A 16,225-nucleotide genomic window follows, 5' to 3' on the forward strand; every position below is an offset into this window, starting at 1 on the left:
GCTGCTCCGCAGAGCCGGGACCCATCAACCTGCGATCTCACTCCACGAAAGGCCCCGGACCAGCAGCGCATCACTTGGTGCTGCGCTGCATCCGGGGCACGAGAGCGTCGCTACCCACCCCCGCCGAACGTGTTGCAGGCCTGCACGGTGCCCTGTTGGTAGCCGGTCATGAACCACTGCTTGCGCTGCGCGGCGGAGCCGTGGGTAAAGGAATCAGGCACCACCCTGCCCGTCGCCTGCCGTTGCAGCGTGTCGTCGCCGATCGCATTCGCCGTGGTGAGCGCGGCGTCAATGTCGCCGGCCTCGAGGAAGCCCGGCCGCTTCTTCTCCTCGCGGTTGACCCAGACGCCGGAGAGACAATCGGCCTGCAACTCGACCTTGACCTGCAGCGCGTTGGCCTCGGCCTTGCTGCCCGCCTGCTGCTGCAACCGGTTCACCCGCGGGATGATGCCGAGCAGGTTCTGGATGTGATGGCCAGCCTCATGCGCGATGATATAGGCCGCGGTGAACTTGCAGGCGTTGCCCGAGCAGCCGCGGAAGCGCGTCTCGACTTCACGGAAGAAACCGGTGTCGAGGAAGATGGTCTTGTCCGGCGGGCAGTAGAACGGTCCCATCGCCGACTGCGCCATGCCGCAGCGGCCGCCATTGGTAGCGTTGCGGAACAGCACGATCTTCGGACCGGTGTAGGACTGCCCCGAGGCCTGGAAGATTTCGCTCCAGCGATCGTCGATCTCGCCGAGGATGCCGGCGATCATGCTGCCCATCTCGTCGGTCGGCGCGCCGCGCTTGGCCTGCCCGCCCGACGACTGCCGATCGGTCTGGTAGGTCGGCGCCTGGCCGCCGCCGGTGAGAATCTCGGCGCCGCCGATCAGGATGCGCGGATCGATGCCGAAGGCGTAGCCGAGCAAGCCGAGCACGATGACCGTGCCGATGCCGAGCCCGCCACCGCCGCCCATCGGGATCCCGAAGCCGCCACCACCGCCGCCGCCTCCGCTGTCGTCGCGACGGTCTTCGATGTCGTCGCTGCGGCGGAAATCATCATAGCGCATGGCGGTTTCCCTTCATTCCAGTCGGCGCCCCAATGCGGGACACACCAACCTAAAATTTCCATTCTGTTAATCAATATCCTGCCCGGCAAAAATTGCCTAGTCGTTAGACGCGCATCCCTCGCACGGAGAACGCTGCAAGCTGTGGCCAATTTACCGGCCGAATCGTGCCGGTTTGATGATCCGCAAAAATTTTCGCCGAACGCGCTGATGTTGCAGCACAACGCAAACGACACTGCGCCATGTCGCGCAAAAGATGCTGCAATCTTTTGCATGAACATTTCCAATTAAGTCGATTTTTCCTTTGCCGGGTCAATGTGACGCCAGTCGGTTGTTTAGTCCCGCGTCGCCGACAGCGTCGCCTGAGTCAGAGTTCTTGAGTCATGGTTGTGTCGCGTCGCGGGGCGTCTGCAAGGGCGCCCCGCACTAAATTTGAGAGTGCCCCGTCGAGCCACATCGTCATTGGCGATTGCGTGGCCGAGTTGTCGAAGCTTCAGGCCGGCTCGGTCGACCTGGTCTTCGCGGATCCTCCCTACAATCTGCAGCTCAAGGGCGATCTCAAGCGCCCCGACGAATCGCATGTCGATGCCGTCAACGACGACTGGGACAAGTTCTCGTCGTTCGCTGCCTATGACGATTTCACGCGCGCCTGGCTGCTCGCCTGCCGCCGCGTGATGAAGCCGTCGGCAACGCTGTGGGTGATCGGCTCCTATCACAATATCTTCCGCGTCGGCGCGATCATGCAGGACCTCGGCTTCTGGCTCCTGAACGACATCGTCTGGCGCAAGTCCAATCCGATGCCGAACTTCCGCGGCCGCCGCTTCACCAACGCGCACGAGACCATGATCTGGGCCGCGCGCGACGAGAAAGCCAAGGGCTACACCTTCAACTATGAAGCGCTGAAGGCGTCCAATGAGGACGTGCAGGCGCGCTCCGACTGGCTGATCCCGCTGTGCACCGGCGAGGAACGCCTCAAGGGCGACGACGGCAAGAAGGTCCATCCGACGCAGAAGCCCGAGCAGCTGCTCGCCCGCGTGCTGCTGTCGTCGTCGAAGCCCGGCGATCTCGTGATCGATCCGTTCAACGGCACCGGCACCACCGGCGCTGTCGCCAAGCGCCTCGGCCGCAACTATATCGGCTTCGAGCGCGACAGGACCTATGCCGCCGCCGCCGAAGCGCGAATCGCCGCGATCGAGCCGCTGCCGGCCGAGACATTGGCCCCGTTCATGACCGCGCGCGAGGCGCCGCGGGTGGCATTCTCCGAGCTGATCGAACGCGGCATGATCGTGCCCGGCGCGAAACTCGTCGATGCCAAAAAGCGTCATGGCGCCCTGGTGCGCGCCGACGGCGCCATCATGCTCGGCGACAAGGTCGGCTCGATCCACCGCATCGGTGCCGTTGCGCAGGGCTCCGGCGCCTGCAACGGATGGACCTTCTGGCACGTCGAGACCAAGACCGGGCTCAGGCTGATCGACGAGCTGCGCGCCGAGATTCGCTCCGGGATGGCGGTGGGCTGAGCAAGCCGACTAATCTTCCTCGTCATTCCCCGATGCGCAATTGCGCATCTGAGGGCTCGCGAAGCGAGAGCCCGGAATCCATCGGGCCGCTGAGCACGTGGCGAAATGGATTCCGGGCTCGCCGCTTTGCGGCGCCCCGGAATGACGGAAATGACGCCGTCTTGAACATGGGCCGCCTTGTTGCGCCACCGCGGCGGGCATACATTCACCCCCGTCACTTGCCGTTTCGATTGGTCGCCCGATGCGAAGACAATCCGAGACCTTGCTGCTGGTGCCGCTGTTGCCGGTCTTCCTGCTCGGCATGTTTCCGATGCTGCTGATCGGCCTGCTCGGATTCTTCGGCCTGATCATCTTCGGCATCCTGCTGGTCTGCGTCGGCTTGACGCTCGCCCTCGAAGCGCATGGCGAGTTCAATGAAGAGATCATCGTCCACGGCTATGCCCGCGGCTCTGAGCGCGCGACGCAGCTTTCCAACCTGCATGCTGCGACCCGCTCCGCCGCCGCGCTGGACGTCGCGGGCGTTGCGCTGGTCGTCGCGGGTATCCTGGGCTTCTTCTGGGCCGGTTGACCGGCGCGGCACGCGACCCTGATTCACAAACTCGTCGCTTGCGCATTGCAGCGAATTTTGCGCATGAGGGGCCAAGCGGCCGTTCCCCGCCGCGTCCCGATTTCGCCGGTCACAAGAACCAAGGGAGTCCCTTCATGATCAAATTCTATTTCAATGGCGCGCCGAATCCGAACAAGGTCGCCCTGTTCCTGGAAGAATCTGGCCTGCCGTTCGAGGCGATCCCGGTCGACACCCGCAAGGGCGAGCAGTTCGCGCCGGAATTCCTCAAGGTCAACCCGAACGGCAAGGTGCCGGCGATCGACGACGACGGGGTGCTGGTGTTCGACTCCAACGCCATCCTGCTTTACCTCGCCGAGGAGAACGGCAAGTTCCTGCCCGCCAACACGCCGGCCAACCGCGCCGCGACGCTGTCCTGGCTGATGTTCATCGCAACCGGCCTCGGCCCGTATTCCGGCCAGGCGGTGCATTTCAAGCATTTCGCGCCAAAGGATCTCGACTACGCCAACAACCGTTACCAGTATGAGGCGCATCGCCACTACAAGATCCTCGACGATCATTTGGCGAAGTCGCGCTACATGGTCGGCGACAGCTACACGATCGTCGACATGGCGTTCTGGGGCTGGGCGCGGATGGCGCCGTTCATCCTCGGCGAGGAAGGCTATGCGAAATATCCGAACGTGAAGCGGCTGGTCGACGAGATCTCGGCCCGGCCGGCGGCGGCGCGCGCGATCGCGCTGAAAGACAAGCACACCTTCAAGACCGAGATGGACGACGCGGCGCGCGACATCATGTTCGGCCACCTCAAGTCCAAGGTGGCGTAAGCCATCCATCAAAGCTGCGCAGGGTGGGCGCGCTTGCGCGTTGCCCACCCTGCGCATTTCGCATCGCATCTTACGGCGGCCAGTAATTGCCGTTGTCGTACCGGCCTTGATGGACGATGTCGGCGCGGCAGACGCCGACGTCCTGCAGCTCACGTTCACTCATGGCAGCAAGCTGTCGCCACGCGCGCCGGTTCTCACGCCACTGCCGGATCCAGGCCAGCGCTGCCGCGGCTGCGGCCGTCAGTGCTTCAACCCGCCGCGCGAACCGCGGCCGCCGGAAACGGACCGAGTGCCTTCTCGGTCAGCACCGAGTCGCAATATTCCCGGACTTCCTTGATCCGGCCGCCGTCGAAGCGAAACACCAGGCAGTAGTCGTTGTCATAGCGCTGACCTTGCTTGGTGAGGTTGCTGCCCTTGGCCTCGACCGCGACGATGTCGCCGTCGGCGATGAAGCGATGGGCGATGGTGCGGCCGCGCTCCACCAGTCTGGAGCGGACGTGGCCGTGCAGGTCGTTCATGATCGACGGCTTGCCGGTGAAGGTGCGTGACCAGGAATATTGCCCGGTCACGGTCCAGATCGCGTCGTCGGCGAGATTGGCCACCAGCAGCGATTTCTCGCGCACCGCGGGATCGGGATCGCCTGCGATCGCGAATATCTCCTGCACCAGTTTCTTGTTGTCGGCTGCGCTCATGGCGGGTCTCCTTGCGATGGATTGGCTCTGATTTCAGGCATTTCCTCATGCGAAGCGCTATTCGCTGCGCGTGAAAACGCCTTGCCTCCCGATCATGCGGCGCCGGTGCACATTCTTCCAATCGATAGGTGGTATGATATATATTCGCCCGATGAATTTGAATTCGCTTGACCTCAATCTGCTGGTCGCGCTCGACGCCCTGCTGCGCGATGCCAATGTCAGCCGCGCCGCGATGCGGCTCAATCTGTCGCAGCCGGCGACCAGCCACGCGCTGCAGCGGCTGCGCGACCTGATCGGCGATCCGTTGCTGGTGCGCAACGGCGCACGGATGGAGCTGACGCCGCGGGCGCAGGCGCTGCGTTCACCGCTGGCACAGGCGCTCGACCAGGTGCGCACGCTGTTCGTCTCCGATGATTTCGACCCCGCGCGCAGCGAGCGACATTTCCGCTTGATGATGCCCGACCTCGCGGTCGAGTTGCTGATGCCGCGGCTGATGGAGAAGGTGACGCAGCTGGCGCCGAACGTCACGATCGACGTGGTGCCGTGGCGGAGCTCCACGATCTTCACGCCCGACTTCGCCCGCACCATCGACCTCGTGATCTCGATCGGCAATTCCTTCAAGGGATTTCACCGCCAGCGGCTCTACACCGACATCGATGCGCTCGCGGTGCGGCGCGGCCATCCCGCCGGCGCCAAGCTCAGGAAGCGCGAGGCGTTCCTCGCGGCACGGCACGTCGCGGTGATCATCCGCGGCCATAACGAGGATCTGATCGATACCTGGCTGCACGCCAAGGGCATCCAGCGCCGGATCGCGCTGGTGGTGCCGGGTTATATCGAGGCGCTGCACGTCACCGCGCGCACCGACCTCGTCGCCTTCGTGCCGCGCCGGCTGATCTCCGCTCTGTCGAAACAATTATCGCTGGTGACGGTGACGCCGCCGCTCGATCCCGGCATCGATGAGCAGCACATGTTCTATCCGACACGGGCCCAGATGGATCCCGGTTCGATCTGGCTGCGCCGGCTGATGCTGGAGACCGGAAGGGAGTTGGAGACGCGGAAGGTGTGACGCGACGCTCCATCCGCGCGTCGTCCCGGCGAAGGCCGGGACCCATTACCACCATTCTGGATCGTGGATGAAGGCTGCGGCCCCAGCGTCGTACCACAAGCGAGATTTGTGGTTATGGGTCCCGGCCTTCGCCGGGACGACAGCGAGTTCTTGGCTTCCGCGTCGCTCTCTGCCTTACACCCTCTGCTCGGCCAGCACCTTCTGCACCGCAGGCCGTTGCTCCATCGCCGCGCGATGCGCCTTCACCTTGGGCAGGGTCGCGATGTCGACGCCGTCGCCATCGAGCCAGAGGGTGAGCGTGTAGAGATAGGCGTCGCCGACCGTGTAGCTGTCGCCCATCACCCAGGGGCCCTTCAACATGTCGCGCTCGATCAGATTGAAGCAGGCGCCCATGGTCTTCGGGACCATCGTCTTCATGTCGGCGAACGACGTCTCCTGCGTCGCCCAGCGCGCGCCGCGCATCTTGTGGGCGTGGCAGACATGCACCGTCGAGCAGAGGTAGGAATTGAAGGCCTGCAGCTTCGCGAATGCAAAGGCGTCGTCGAGCGGCGCGAGCTTTGCCTGCGGATAGGTCTGTGCGATGTAGGCCAGCATCGCGGGCGTCTCGGTCAGCACGCCGTGGTCGGTCACCAGCGACGGCACCCGGCCCTTCGGATTGATCTTCAGATACTCCGGGCTGTTCTGCTGGTTGATCTTGAAATCGAGCCGCTCGACCGAATAGGGCGCGCCGGCCTCGGCCAGTGCAATGTGGGACGCGAGGGCACAGGTGCCGGGGGCGGTGTAGAGCTTGAGCATGTCGTTGTCCTCTGCGGGCCTTGTCGGTTCGTTGCGAACCCGGCCTGGCTTGTTATGAGATGCGGCGGACGTTAGCGGCAGCACCCCTTGCCGTCCACCCCGCGCGGTGCCGCGGACCTTGCCCGCAGCCGGGCCGTCATGCGATGACGATGGCCCATCGAGAGGGCTTTTCATGACTGTGCTGATTGCAGGTGGCGGAATTGGCGGGCTGACGTTGGCGCTCAGCCTGCACCAGATCGGCGTGCCCTGCCGCGTTTTCGAGAGCGTGCCCGAGCTGAGGCCGCTCGGCGTCGGCATCAACGTGCTGCCGCATGCGGTGCGCGAACTGATCGAGCTCGGGCTGCACGATGTGCTCGACGCATCGGCGGTGCGCACCCGCGAGCTCGCCTATTTCTCCAAGCACGGCAAGCCGATCTGGAGCGAGCCGCGCGGGCTCGAGGCCGGCTATAAGTGGCCGCAGTTCTCGATCCATCGCGGCCGGTTGCAGCAGCTGCTGCTCGATGCCGCGACCGAACGGCTGGGAGCCACGAACATCCTGACCAGCCATCACCTCACCGGCTGGACCGAGACCGCCGACGGCGTCCGCGCCGACTTCATCGACAAGGCGACCGGCAAGCCCGCCGGCAGCTACGACGGCGCGGTGCTGATCGCCGCCGACGGCATTCATTCGGCGGTGCGCGAAAAACTCTATCCGCAGGAAGGGCCGCCGATCTGGAACGGCCGCATCCTGTGGCGCGGCATCACCCGCGGCAATGCCTTCCTGACCGGCCGCACCATGATCATGGCCGGCCACGAGACCCTGAAATTCGTCTGCTATCCGATCTCGAAGGAGGCCGGCGCCGACGGCAAGTTCGACATCAACTGGGTCGCCGAGCGCCACATGCCGCCAACCTATCAGTGGCGCCGCGAGGACTATAACCGCACCGCAAAGCTCGACGAGTTCCTGCCGTGGTTCGAGAGCTGGAATTTCGACTGGCTCGACGTGCCCGGTTTGATCCGGAACTGCCCGCATGCCTACGAATATCCGCTGGTCGATCGCGACCCGATCCCGCAATGGACCTTCGGCCGCGTCACGCTGATGGGCGACGCCGCGCACCCGATGTACCCGATCGGCTCCAACGGAGCCTCGCAAGCGATTCTCGATGCACGCACACTGACGCGCGAGATTTTGGCGCATGGCGCAACGCAGGCGGCGCTATTGGCCTATGAGGCCGAACGACGGCCCGCGACCACCGATCTCGTGATGCTCAACCGCCGCAACGGCCCGGAACAGGTGATGCAGCTGGTCGAGGAGCGCGCCCCCAACGGCTTTGGCGTCGTCACCGAGGTGCTGTCGCAGCAGGAGCTGGAAGACATCGCCGCCAACTACAAGCGCGTCGCCGGCTTCCAGGTCGAGGGGCTGAACGCCAAGCCGCCGATCGTGCAGCGGACTGGCTGACGCAGTTTTACCCGTCATCCTCAGCAGCGCGGAACGCGCGTCTCGAAGGATGCAGGGCCCGGCCGGTGGCCGTCGACCCTTCAAGACGCGCGCGACATGCGCGCTCCTCCAGCGACAAAGGCAAAGCCTTTGCGCGGGGGTGACGGAACAGGTTGGGCGCAAGCGGCCCTACCGCAACGCCCGCGCCGCTTCCACCAGGCGGATGCTGCTGCTCGCCGTCGCAAGCAATGTGCCATCCGCGGCGGTCAGCCGGCCCTCGACGAAGGCGATGGTCTTGCCGAGTTGGGTCACGGTCGCCTCGCCGGTGATCGGTCCCGGCTTCGCCGGTGCGAGAAAATTGACGTTCATCGTGATCGTCGTGGTGAACAGCCTGCCCTCGGTCATGATGAACACCGCCGGCCCCATCGTGTCGTCGAGCATAGCCGAGAGCATGCCGCCCTGGACGAAGCCGGCTGGATTGCAGAAGTCCGGCTTGCCGTCGAATACGATCCTGATCCAGCCGTCCTGCGGACGTGCGTCAGCCACGCGCCAACCCAGCAGCTTTGCGACGGGCGGCATCGGGATGCGGTCGAGTGCGGTTGCGATCATGGCGGCCTCCGTTGTCCCTGCGGTCGTAGCTGAGCGCTGCTGCCAGCATGGTGTCAGCAGAATGACCCCCGCGTCAGAGATCCAGCCCGTGCGCGATGGCCTTGCGCATCACGTTCGGAAACGCCTCGCCGTCCAGCGTCGCTACCGGCACCCAGCGCATCCCCTCCGGCGCGCGGGTTCGCGGCGGCACGCTGGCCGTATAGACCACGAGCTCGAGCGGAAAGTGCGTGAACACATGGGTGACGACGCCGGTCTTGCGGTGCCAGCGCGTGACGCACTTGAGCTCCGGCGCCTGCGCCAGCGCGGCCGCATCCGCCTGCCCGGCAAGCCATTGCGATCCCGGCACTTCGGTCATGCCGCCGAGCAGGCCTTTTTCCGGGCGCGAGCGCACCAAAAGCTCGCCGCCGCGCGTTACCACGAAGGCGGCGCCGCGGCGCAACGTGCCGCTCTTCTTCGGCGCCTTGCGCGGGAACGTCTCCTGGTCGCCGCGGGCACGGGCCGCGCAATCGTCATTCAGCGGACACAATGCACAGGCCGGCTTCTTCGGCGTGCAGATGGTGGCGCCGAGATCCATCAGGGCCTGGGCGCTATCTCCGGCGCGAGAGGGACCAAGCAATGTTGCCGCCATCTCCTTGATCAGCGGCTTGGCCTGCGGCAGCGCCTCCTCGATAGCGTAGAGCCGACTGACCACGCGCTCGATATTGCCGTCGACCGGCATGGTGCGGCGGTCGAAGGCGATCGCGGCGATCGCCGCCGCGGTGTAGGGCCCGATGCCGGGCAGCGCGCGCAGGCCCTCCTCGGTGTCCGGAAAGGCCCCGCCATGGTCGCTCAGCACCGCAACCGCGCAGGCATGCAGGTTGCGCGCCCGCGAATAATAGCCGAGCCCTGCCCACATCCTTAAGACGTCGTCGAGCGAGGCGCGGCCGAGCGCCGTCACGTCGGGCCAGCGCGACAGGAATTTCTCGAAATAAGGTCCGACCGCCCTGACCGTGGTCTGCTGCAGCATAATCTCGGACAGCCACACGCGGTACGGATCGGCCCGCTCCCCTGCCTCCGCACGCCACGGCAGCCGCCGGCGATGCCGGTCATACCAGGCAAGCAGCCGCGCCGGGCGGTTGGTTTGGTCGGACAACTTCGCTTTGGCGGCGGCGCGAGAGCTCATGGGCCTACTTTAAGGTCACCGGACCAATCTCTCCACGTCATGCCCGGACTTGACCCGGGCATCCACGTCTTTCTTTGTGCTGTCAGTCCAGACGTAGATGGCCGGGACAAGCCCGGCCATGACGGCTGGAGCGTTCCTCACGCGAACTGCACCATGCTATAACCCTCCCATGCCCAGACCCGGCCCAATCAGCGCAAAGCCCCTATCGATCCTGCTCAGCGACGTCTTCACCGACGCCTATGCCAAGCAGGGCTTTGCCGCACGCGAACTGGTGACGCGCTGGACCGAGATCGCCGGGGAGCGGATCGCGGCCTATTGCGAGCCGCTGAAGATCCAGTGGCCTCGGCCGGTCGAGGGGCAACCGCAGGAGCCGGCGACGCTGGTGCTGCGGGTCGAGGGGCCGATGGCGCTGGAGATCCAGCACTCCTCCGACGTTATCCTGGAACGGGTGAACCGCTTCTTCGGCTGGCACGCGGTTGGTCGCCTGACGATCCGGCAAGCGCCGCTGTCGCGCCGCGGCCGTCCCGCCCGGCCGCGCCCGCCCGACGCCCAAACCGTGGCCCGGGAGGCCGCAAACCTCGGCGCCGTCGAGGACGACGATCTGCGCGCCGCGCTGGCCCGGCTGGGTGCCTCGATCAAGCGAAATTGACGCTTTTCGCAGGCTGCGCCGCGAGACCCCGGCATTGCCACAATGGTCGTTTCAAGCTAGCGAAGGCTTCTTTTTCGGGACCCCTCTTCATTCTGGCGTGAATGCGCCAATCCGGGAGCTGACCTTGATCATCACGCGCCGCGCTTTCACCACCGCTCTCTCGCTGACCGGGCTTGCCGCCCTCGCCGGACTGTCGCCGCTGCGCCTGATCACGGACGCGTTCGCGCAGACCGCCGCCGAGGTCGCCAAGCCGCAGTCGCTGCCGGACATGGGGCTCGGCCCGCAGGACGCCAAGGTGACCATCATCGAATACGCCTCGATGACCTGCCCGCACTGCGCCAATTTCAACGAGACCGTGTTCCCGAAGATCAAGTCGACCTACATCGACAGCGGCAAGGTCCGCTACGTGTTCCGCGAATTCCCGCTCGACATCAAGGCCGCCGCAGGCTCGATGCTGGCGCGCTGCATCGCCAAGGACGACGCGCCGAAATTCTTCGCCGTGATCGACCTGCTGTTCCGCCAGCAGAACGACTGGGTGGTCAAGAACACCACCGAGACGCTGGCGCGGATCGGCAAGCAGGCCGGCCTCAGCCAGCAGCAGGTCGAGGACTGCCTGAAGGATCAGACGCTGCTCGACAAGATCGCCGCCGACCAGAAATACGCCAACGAAGTGCTGAAGGTGAACTCGACGCCGACCTTCTTCGTCAATGGCGAGATGCTGAAGGGCGAGACCTCGTTCGAGGAGTTCAGCAAGCACATCGACCCACTGCTGAAGAGCTGATCAGGCCCCTGCGAATCTGACGTCGTCGTGCCCGCGTTCGAGTCGCGGCACGATAATTGTGGATGATTTGCGATCACGGCATGCCGCCGTCGCATTATTTGGTTGTTGAAAACTTGATTCGCGCGATGCGAATCTTCGAGGACATGCAGAGGCCACAAAACCCCTGTAAATCCCTTGCAAATCCCTTGCAAATCCCTTGGGAAAAGCTTGGTCAAGCGGTTGCCCTGACGCACTCGCACCGCCATTGTCGCCGCTCATGAGAGCTGCACGCAGCTATTCACCCCAGACACCGACATTGCCATCCATGGTATTGTCACGGCAGGGAGATTCGCGCCCGGCCAAACGAGATTTGTGTACATGAAGCTCACGCGCCTCCGCCTGCACGGTTTCAAGTCGTTCGTTGAACCCACCGATTTCATGATCGAGCCGGGCCTGACCGGCGTCGTCGGACCGAATGGCTGCGGCAAATCCAATCTCGTCGAAGCGCTGCGCTGGGCGATGGGCGAGACCTCGCACAAGTCGCTGCGCGCCGCCGACATGGATGCGGTGATCTTCGCCGGTTCCGGCAACCGCCCGGCGCGCAACCACGCCGAAGTCGTGATGACGATCGACAATTCCGATCGCTCGGCACCGGCCGCGATGAACGACAGCCAGCTGCTCGAAATCTCCCGCCGCATCGAGCGCGAGGCTGGCTCGGTCTACCGCATCAACGGCCGCGATGTGCGCGCTCGCGACGTGCAGATCCTGTTCGCCGACGCCGCCACCGGCGCGCGTTCGCCGGCACTGGTTCACCAGGGCAAGATCGGCGAGATCATTCAGGCCAAGCCGGAGCAGCGCCGCCGCGTGCTGGAAGACGCCGCCGGCGTTGCCGGCCTGCATGCCCGCCGCCACGAGGCGGAACTGCGGCTGAAGGCGGCCGAAACCAACCTCACCCGCGTCGAGGACGTGATCGGCCAGCTCACCGGCCAGATGGAAGGCCTCAAGAAGCAGGCGCGCCAGGCGATTCGCTACCGCGAGGTCGCCGCCAAGGTGCGCAAGTCCGAAGCCATGCTGTTCCATCTGCGCTGGATCGGGGCCAATGCCGACGTCAACGATGCCGCGCAGACCCATGATCTTGCCGTGCGCGAGATGGCGGAGCGCACCCAGCATCAAGCGGAGGCCGCGCGTATCCAGGCGATCCGCGCCACCGAACTGCCGGCGCTGCGCGATGCCGAGGCGCGCGCCGCCGCGGGCCTGCAGCGCCTGACCAACGCCCGCGAGATGCTCGATCGCGAGGAGCAGCGCGCCAAGGAACGCGTCGGTGAGCTCGATCGGCGTCTGACCCAGTTCGCCCAGGACATCGCGCGCGAGCAGCAGCAGACCTCCGATGCCGACATCGCGCTGCAGCGGCTCGACACCGAAGACGCCGAGTTGAAGGAAGAGATCAAGTCACGCGTCGAGAAGCGCTCCGGCGTCGACGAGCGTGTCTCCGAGGCCGAGGAGATCCTGGCCGCGACCGAGCGCCAGTTCTCCGAGCTGACCACGCAGCTCGCCGACCTCACCGCCAAGCGCAACCAGCTCGAAGCCGGCGTGCGCACGCATCGCGACCGCTTGGCGCGGCTCGATCAGGAGATCGCCAACGTCCAGGCCGAGGAAACCAAGCTCGCGCAGGAGACCGGCAATCTCGGCGACATCGACGCGCTCGCCGCCGCCATGGAGATGGCGCAGCAGACGCTCGCCGAATCCGAGGCGGCCGTGCAATCCAGCGAGGCGCATCACGCCGCCGCGCGGCAGACGCTGGAAGCCTCTCGCAATCCGCTCGCTGAGGCCGAGAAGCGCGTGCAGCGGCTCGAGACCGAAGCGCGCACCATCTCCAAGCTCGTCACCAGCGAGACCAAGAATCTGTGGCCGCCGATCATCGACGGCATCACGGTCGCCAAGGGCTATGAAAAGGCGATCGGCGCGGTGCTCGGCGACGACCTCGACGCGCCGGTGGATTCCTCCGCGCCGATGCGCTGGACCAATGTCGGCGAAGCCGCGGGCGATCCGTCGCTGCCGGATGGCGTCGAACGGCTGGCCGATCACGTCCAGGCGCCGCCGGAACTGGCGCGCCGTCTGGCCCAGATCGGCGTGGTGGCCAAGGAGCGCGGCGCGGCGCTGGCGTTGCAGCTGAAGACCGGCCAGCGGCTGGTATCGCTCGAAGGCGATGTCTGGCGCTGGGACGGCTTTGTCGCCGACGCTCATGCTCCGACCGGTGCGGCCCGCCGCCTCGCCGAGCGCGCCCGCCTGGTCGACATCGAGCATGAGCTGGAACAGGCCCGCATCGATGCCGCCGCCAAGCGCCAGGCGCTGGAGACGGCTGAAGAAGAATTGCGCTCGGCATCCGCCGCCGAGGGCGCCTCCCGCGAAGCCGTGCGCGCCGCCCGTCGCGAGACCGACGCCGCGCGTGAGCGCCATGCCGCGACCGAACGCGAGATCAACCGCCACTCTGCGCGCAAATCGGCGCTGACCGAGGCGCACAGCCGTGTCGCCGCCGACCGCGACGAAGCCGAAGCCGCCCATGAGAACGCGGTTGCCGCGCTGTCCGAATTGCCGCCGGGCGTGGAGACCGAAGCCCAGCTCGCCGCGGTTCGCGCCGAGATCGACAACCAGCGCCGTGCCGCCGCGCAGGTCCGCGCCGAGGCGCAAGCGCTCGCCCGCGAGGCCGAGCTCGCCGACCGCCGCGTGCAAGCGATCGTTGCCGAGCGTAACGAGTGGCAGAACCGCAAGACCAGCGCCGCCTCACAGGTCGAGACAGTCGAGGCACGCATCGCCGAGGTGTCGGCCGAGCGCGAGGAACTGGCCAATGCGCCGGAGGTGTTCGCCGAGAAGCGCAGCGCGCTGATCACGGAAATCGAGCACGCCGAGGGCGATCGCCGGATCGCCGCCGATGCGCTGGCGATGGCGGAAGCCGCGATGGCGGAAACCGATCGTGTCGCCAAGGCCACGCTCGAAGCGCTGTCGTCCTCCCGCGAAGCTACCGCGCGCGCCGAGGAGCGCATGGAAGGCACCCGCCGCCGCCTCGCCGACATCGAGCGCGAGATCCACGACATGCTCGAGGTCGAGCCGAGCGCGGTCGTCGGCATGGCCGAGATCGAGCCCGGCGCGGAGCTGCCGCCGGTCGCGCAGGTCGAGGAAGAACTCGAAAAGCTGCGCCGCGACCGCGAGCGGCTCGGCGCGGTCAATCTGCGCGCCGAGGAAGAGTTGAAGGAAGTCGAGACCCAGCACACCGGGCTGACCACCGAACGCGACGACCTCGTCGAGGCGATCAAGCGGCTGCGGCAGGGCATCCAGAGCCTCAACCGCGAAGCGCGCGAACGTCTGCTGACCTCGTTCGAGACCGTCAACAACCACTTCAAACGGCTGTTCACCGAGCTGTTCGGCGGCGGCGAAGCCGCGCTGCATCTGATCGAGAGCGACGATCCGCTCGAGGCCGGCCTCGAGATCATCGCCAAGCCGCCCGGCAAGAAGCCGCAGACCCTGTCGCTGCTATCAGGCGGTGAGCAGGCGCTGACGGCGCTCGCGCTGATCTTCGCGGTGTTCCTGACCAACCCGTCACCGATCTGCGTGCTGGACGAAGTCGACGCGCCGCTCGACGACCACAACGTCGAACGGTTCTGCACCCTGCTGAACGAGATGACCGGCTCGACCGAGACGCGCTTCATCATCATCACGCACAATCCGATCACGATGGCGCGGATGAACCGGCTGTTCGGCGTCACCATGGCCGAGCGCGGCGTGTCCCAGTTGGTGTCGGTCGACCTGCAGGGCGCGGTCGATATCCTCGACCAGAACGTGGCGTAGGCTTACGTCGAAGCACCTCGGAGTTGAGGCGAGGCCTCTCGGCCCCGTCATTGCGAGGCGCGACAGCGACGAAGCAATCCACGCCTCCACAAGCGGCGCCATGGATTGCTTCGCTCCGCTCGCAATGACGTGCGATAGTGCAGCGGATGACCTCACCCGATCTTCCCGCCGAACTGCGCGCGGCCCTCAATGCCAGGCTCGAAGGCCTGTCGCGCAATGACGCGGCGGGCCGCGCGGCGGTCATCTCACAGACCTATCGGGAGGGCGGCGGCTCCGGGACGATCCGGACCGAGACCGATGCGCTGGCTTACGCGCTGGCGCGGATGCCCGCGACCTATGCCGCCGTAGTGGCGAGCCTCAATGCGCTGACGGAAATCAGGCCGGACTTCGCACCGGCAAGCCTGCTCGATGTCGGTGCCGGCCCCGGGACCGCGACCTGGGCTGCCGCGGAGGCGTTCACATCGCTAAAGAGCTTCACCCTGCTCGACGCCAATGGCGCGCTGCGAACGCTGGCCGAGGGGCTGTTTCACGGTAGCATTCGCCTGCACGACACCAGCTATCGACTCGGCCAGGCCCGCGCCCTGCTCGACAAGGCCGAACCCGCCGACCTCGTCGTCGCCAGCTACATGATCGGCGAACTCGGCGAAGCCGAGCGCGCGGCACTCACCGATGCGCTGTGGTCCAAAACCGGCGATACGCTATTGGTCGTCGAACCCGGCACGCCCGCGGGCTATGCACGGATCATCGCACTCCGCGCACGCTTGATCGCCGCCGGCGCGCATGTCACAGCCCCCTGCCCGCATGACGGCGGCTGCCCGCTGGTTGCACCCGACTGGTGCCATTTCTCGCAGCGCCTGCAACGCTCGCGCGCGCACAAGCAGGTCAAGGGCGCCGACGCCCCGTTCGAGGACGAGCGCTTCGCCTATGTCGCGCTGAGCCGCGCGCGCGTTGAGAACCGGCCATCGCGCGTGCTGGCGCAGCCGGATGTCGGCAAGGTCGAGATTGCGGCCAAGCTCTGCACGCCCGGGGGCGTCGTCCTCGCCAGGGTGCCCCGCCGCGCCAAAGCCGATTACGCCAGCGCCCGGCGCTGGCGCTGGGGCGACGCGGTTTAGCTACTTGCGTCGTCCCGGGCGAAGGCCGGGACCCATAACCACCGATCCCGGTTGTGAAGCGAAGCCGACGCCACTTGTGCCTTTTCCAGGGGCCGCGGCGTATGGGTCCCGGCCTGCGCCGGGACGACGTAGAACTAGCGGGACGACGACATCGACCTCACCGGACGG

At 66.1% G+C, this 16,225-nt stretch carries 15 protein-coding genes; 9 read left to right on the forward strand and 6 right to left on the reverse strand.

Going from position 1 to position 16,225, the window contains the following annotated elements:
* Window positions 1-110: 110 nt before the first annotated feature.
* Window positions 111-1,049: a neutral zinc metallopeptidase gene (locus tag Q0030_RS09125; protein ID WP_298365611.1), complete on the reverse strand. Its 939-nt coding sequence runs from the start codon at window positions 1,047-1,049 to the stop codon at window positions 111-113.
* A 380-nt stretch (window positions 1,050-1,429) separates the two neighbouring features.
* Between Q0030_RS09125 and Q0030_RS09130 the strand changes: the two genes are divergently transcribed.
* The 3 genes from Q0030_RS09130 to Q0030_RS09140 all read left to right on the forward strand — a co-directional run bounded on the left by Q0030_RS09130 (window position 1,430) and on the right by Q0030_RS09140 (window position 3,952).
* Window positions 1,430-2,563, forward strand: a complete 1,134-nt coding sequence (locus Q0030_RS09130) for a site-specific DNA-methyltransferase (protein WP_097672884.1) — start codon at window positions 1,430-1,432, stop codon at window positions 2,561-2,563.
* Window positions 2,564-2,804: 241 nt separating this feature from the next.
* Complete coding sequence (locus Q0030_RS09135) at window positions 2,805-3,131, forward strand: hypothetical protein (RefSeq protein WP_298365615.1); 327 nt, start codon at window positions 2,805-2,807, stop codon at window positions 3,129-3,131.
* 134 nt (window positions 3,132-3,265) lie between these two features.
* Window positions 3,266-3,952, forward strand: a complete 687-nt coding sequence (locus tag Q0030_RS09140; protein ID WP_212315537.1) for a glutathione S-transferase family protein — start codon at window positions 3,266-3,268, stop codon at window positions 3,950-3,952.
* Between the two features lie 70 nt (window positions 3,953-4,022).
* Here the strand turns inward: Q0030_RS09140 and Q0030_RS09145 are convergent, their stop codons facing one another.
* Window positions 4,023-4,196 carry a DUF1127 domain-containing protein gene (locus Q0030_RS09145; protein ID WP_363323436.1) on the reverse strand — a complete coding sequence of 58 codons (174 nt, stop codon included), beginning with the start codon at window positions 4,194-4,196 and terminating at the stop codon, window positions 4,023-4,025.
* A gap of 4 nt (window positions 4,197-4,200) precedes the next feature.
* A complete protein-coding gene (locus Q0030_RS09150; protein WP_298365621.1) occupies window positions 4,201-4,644 on the reverse strand; it encodes a nuclear transport factor 2 family protein in 444 nt (147 codons plus the stop codon).
* 151 nt (window positions 4,645-4,795) lie between these two features.
* On the opposite strand from Q0030_RS09150, the gene Q0030_RS09155 reads away from it, so the two are divergent.
* Window positions 4,796-5,710 (forward strand): LysR family transcriptional regulator, encoded by a 915-nt coding sequence (locus Q0030_RS09155; RefSeq protein ID WP_298365624.1) that lies wholly within the window; start codon window positions 4,796-4,798, stop codon window positions 5,708-5,710.
* 174 nt (window positions 5,711-5,884) lie between these two features.
* Here the strand turns inward: Q0030_RS09155 and Q0030_RS09160 are convergent, their stop codons facing one another.
* Complete coding sequence (locus Q0030_RS09160; RefSeq protein ID WP_298365626.1) at window positions 5,885-6,505, reverse strand: glutathione S-transferase family protein; 621 nt, start codon at window positions 6,503-6,505, stop codon at window positions 5,885-5,887.
* Window positions 6,506-6,677: 172 nt separating this feature from the next.
* Here Q0030_RS09160 and Q0030_RS09165 point away from each other — a divergent pair, with 172 nt between their 5' ends.
* Window positions 6,678-7,943 (forward strand): flavin-dependent oxidoreductase, encoded by a 1,266-nt coding sequence (locus Q0030_RS09165; protein WP_298365629.1) that lies wholly within the window; start codon window positions 6,678-6,680, stop codon window positions 7,941-7,943.
* Between the two features lie 168 nt (window positions 7,944-8,111).
* Here Q0030_RS09165 and Q0030_RS09170 read toward each other — a convergent pair whose 3' ends face one another.
* Together Q0030_RS09170 and mutY are read right to left on the reverse strand one after the other, a co-directional pair.
* Entirely contained in the window at window positions 8,112-8,531 is a 420-nt protein-coding gene (locus Q0030_RS09170; RefSeq protein ID WP_298365631.1) for a PaaI family thioesterase, read from the reverse strand.
* Between the two features lie 73 nt (window positions 8,532-8,604).
* Entirely contained in the window at window positions 8,605-9,693 is a 1,089-nt protein-coding gene (gene mutY / locus Q0030_RS09175; protein ID WP_298365633.1) for an A/G-specific adenine glycosylase, read from the reverse strand.
* A gap of 169 nt (window positions 9,694-9,862) precedes the next feature.
* Between mutY and Q0030_RS09180 the strand changes: the two genes are divergently transcribed.
* The 4 genes from Q0030_RS09180 to Q0030_RS09195 all read left to right on the forward strand — a co-directional run bounded on the left by Q0030_RS09180 (window position 9,863) and on the right by Q0030_RS09195 (window position 16,057).
* Window positions 9,863-10,342: a DciA family protein gene (locus tag Q0030_RS09180; RefSeq protein ID WP_298365635.1), complete on the forward strand. Its 480-nt coding sequence runs from the start codon at window positions 9,863-9,865 to the stop codon at window positions 10,340-10,342.
* 124 nt (window positions 10,343-10,466) lie between these two features.
* Complete coding sequence (locus tag Q0030_RS09185) at window positions 10,467-11,123, forward strand: DsbA family protein (protein WP_298365637.1); 657 nt, start codon at window positions 10,467-10,469, stop codon at window positions 11,121-11,123.
* 357 nt (window positions 11,124-11,480) lie between these two features.
* A complete protein-coding gene (gene smc, locus Q0030_RS09190; RefSeq protein ID WP_298365639.1) occupies window positions 11,481-14,945 on the forward strand; it encodes a chromosome segregation protein SMC in 3,465 nt (1,154 codons plus the stop codon).
* A gap of 146 nt (window positions 14,946-15,091) precedes the next feature.
* Entirely contained in the window at window positions 15,092-16,057 is a 966-nt protein-coding gene (locus Q0030_RS09195; RefSeq protein WP_298365641.1) for a small ribosomal subunit Rsm22 family protein, read from the forward strand.
* Window positions 16,058-16,225: the final 168 nt, after the last annotated feature.

It is taken from the genome of uncultured Bradyrhizobium sp. (genome assembly GCF_947648125.1).
Classification (GTDB): Bacteria; Pseudomonadota; Alphaproteobacteria; order Rhizobiales; family Xanthobacteraceae; genus Bradyrhizobium.

Excerpts from the sequence above, each read along its gene's own strand:
- Q0030_RS09125 (WP_298365611.1), bottom strand. The coding sequence starts at position 1,049 with ATGCGCTATGATGATTTCCGCCGCAGCGACGACATCGAAGACCGTCGC.
- Q0030_RS09130 (WP_097672884.1), top strand. The coding sequence starts at position 1,430 with ATGGTTGTGTCGCGTCGCGGGGCGTCTGCAAGGGCGCCCCGCACTAAA.
- Q0030_RS09135 (WP_298365615.1), top strand. The coding sequence starts at position 2,805 with ATGCGAAGACAATCCGAGACCTTGCTGCTGGTGCCGCTGTTGCCGGTC.
- Q0030_RS09140 (WP_212315537.1), top strand. The coding sequence starts at position 3,266 with ATGATCAAATTCTATTTCAATGGCGCGCCGAATCCGAACAAGGTCGCC.
- Q0030_RS09150 (WP_298365621.1), bottom strand. The coding sequence starts at position 4,644 with ATGAGCGCAGCCGACAACAAGAAACTGGTGCAGGAGATATTCGCGATC.
- Q0030_RS09155 (WP_298365624.1), top strand. The coding sequence starts at position 4,796 with ATGAATTTGAATTCGCTTGACCTCAATCTGCTGGTCGCGCTCGACGCC.
- Q0030_RS09160 (WP_298365626.1), bottom strand. The coding sequence starts at position 6,505 with ATGCTCAAGCTCTACACCGCCCCCGGCACCTGTGCCCTCGCGTCCCAC.
- Q0030_RS09165 (WP_298365629.1), top strand. The coding sequence starts at position 6,678 with ATGACTGTGCTGATTGCAGGTGGCGGAATTGGCGGGCTGACGTTGGCG.
- Q0030_RS09170 (WP_298365631.1), bottom strand. The coding sequence starts at position 8,531 with ATGATCGCAACCGCACTCGACCGCATCCCGATGCCGCCCGTCGCAAAG.
- mutY (WP_298365633.1), bottom strand. The coding sequence starts at position 9,693 with ATGAGCTCTCGCGCCGCCGCCAAAGCGAAGTTGTCCGACCAAACCAAC.
- Q0030_RS09180 (WP_298365635.1), top strand. The coding sequence starts at position 9,863 with ATGCCCAGACCCGGCCCAATCAGCGCAAAGCCCCTATCGATCCTGCTC.
- smc (WP_298365639.1), top strand. The coding sequence starts at position 11,481 with ATGAAGCTCACGCGCCTCCGCCTGCACGGTTTCAAGTCGTTCGTTGAA.
- Q0030_RS09195 (WP_298365641.1), top strand. The coding sequence starts at position 15,092 with ATGACCTCACCCGATCTTCCCGCCGAACTGCGCGCGGCCCTCAATGCC.